This window comes from Halococcus thailandensis JCM 13552 (assembly GCF_000336715.1).
GTDB classification, from domain to species: domain Archaea; phylum Halobacteriota; class Halobacteria; order Halobacteriales; family Halococcaceae; genus Halococcus; species Halococcus thailandensis.
The window spans coordinates 1-1893 of the sequence record NZ_AOMF01000047.1 but is presented as its reverse complement, the minus strand read 5'-3'; the positions used below and the strand labels follow the sequence as shown (position 1 = coordinate 1893).

General features: G+C 64.3%; 1 protein-coding gene. It reads left to right on the top strand.

The features are described 5' to 3' along the window. Positions 1 to 968 precede the first annotated feature (968 nt). Positions 969 to 1787: a rolling circle replication-associated protein gene (locus C451_RS02260; protein WP_004045523.1), complete on the top strand. Its 819-nt coding sequence runs from the start codon at positions 969 to 971 to the stop codon at positions 1785 to 1787. Positions 1788 to 1893: the final 106 nt, after the last annotated feature.

Genomic DNA, 1893 nt, shown 5'->3' with positions numbered 1-1893 from the left:
GGTCCCACCGCGAGGTGAGAGGTGCCGGGTGGGGTCCCCCTAGACACCGTTATAGGTCCCTGTGGTGGGTGGTGGGGTCGGTTCGATTTTCGGCGACCCTTGCGCCGTCCTGCGATTAGGGAGCGGAGGGGCGAGTGATTGTGGTGGGAGAATCGCAAGACGGCGGTAAGTTGTGGCGGTTCAGACAGGGGTATCCTTACGCCGTCCTGCGATTGTACGGATAGGGCCGGGATTCGACAGGGGGAAGAATCGCAAGACGGCGGTAAGTTGTGATGGGTGATACTCCGGGGCGATCGGCGACCCCTGCGCTGTCATGCGGTTTCGGGTTCTGTCTGGCTATGGTTAGAACTGCTAATAACAATATGTGGGCGTGTTGGTAGTATCGGGATAGGTAGATGTTCTGCCGGGGTGAAAGGTCAGTATTCTTTAAGGGGCTAGTCGTTCTCGTCGCAGTCAAAGCTACGCAACGTGAGTGAATGCCCGGAGAAGGCCCGGGCGACGGACGATTCCACCGGACGCGATTTGTGGCAGAATCGCCCGGTGGAAACCTCTTGGCCGGAGGGTTCGTCCTCGCTCTGTCCTCTCTCAGCCGAGTCAGTAAGTGTTTCGACGGTTCACGGAAACGCTCGGTCTGGACGACTAAGCGCCGATCCACCGCAAGGATCGGGCGATCTTGATTTGCCCGAGAGCCGGCGTACCCGGCTCGAGGGCCGCCCGATCCGCACGCCCCCGACCGGCGGGAGGGGGCTATCTTGTGCGGTGGCGGTGCGGCGGCGGTGCGGTCTTTACTCGACGCTAGTTAGAACAACTCAAGAGCCGCTATGCTTCGCCAATTCAGGCGTTCCACCGTGCGGTGCGGTAGAAGACGTGCCGGTGGCTATGGTGCGGTGCGGTGCCACCGGCTCGTCTTCGTCGCGGTCGTCGGATAGTGCCGCCCCAGCTGGGCCGGACGTGCTGTCGGGCCACTCGTGGAGCAGCTCGCGATCGCGTCGGTCGGGGTGGTCGGAGTGAGCGCGGATCCCGTCGACGGCGAGGTCGAGTTGGATGAGCAGTCACGGCTCGGTCGGGACTGGGATTGCGGGCCGGATCGGGAGCGGCCGGACTGCCGGAAGGACTTGGCGCACCTGAAGTACCAGACAGAATCGGGGGAACAGGCGTCGTACCGTTGCGGTTCGTGGGACTGCGAGTGTTGCGGCCACCGGCTGAGGATGGGACTGATCGAGGAGATAGAACGGATCACGGAGGAGCGCCCGGAGATGCGTCGGTTCCTGACGCTCACAGTGGACCGCAGAGCGCCCGCGTCGAAGGAGGAGAAGCACGAGTACATCACCGATCGGTGGAACGCGCTGAGGACGGAACTGAGGGACCGCTATCCAAACCTGTCGTATCTGTGGGTGCGGCACGAGGGAGACGAGCGGGACCGGCCGCACCTGCACCTGCTCGTGGATCGGTTCCTGCCGCAGCGGGAACTGTCGCAGTTGGCCGAGCGCGTCGGCCTCGGCCGGGTGGTGGACATCCGGCGGGTGGACGCACGGAACGCGGCGCACTACATCAGTGCGTACCTCGGTCGTGGCTCGCTGTCGTTCCTGCCGTCGGGGTCGCGGCGGTACGGATCTAGCGCCGACGTCGATCTCGATCCACGCGATCCGGGCGGCGACGATCGTGACGGCAGTGCGCTCGAGGAGGACTGGTCACTGATGGCGTGGGATCCGATCGTCGAGGACTGGGTGTCGGCTGCGTCGGGAGACTTCCGGCGCGACGAGGATAGAGGACCGCCACCAGACTAGATCGGTCGGTCCCACCGCGAGGTGAGAGGTGCCGGGTGGGGTCCCCCTAGACACCGTTATAGGTCCCTGTGGTGGGTGGTGGGGTCGGTTCGATTTTCGGCGACCC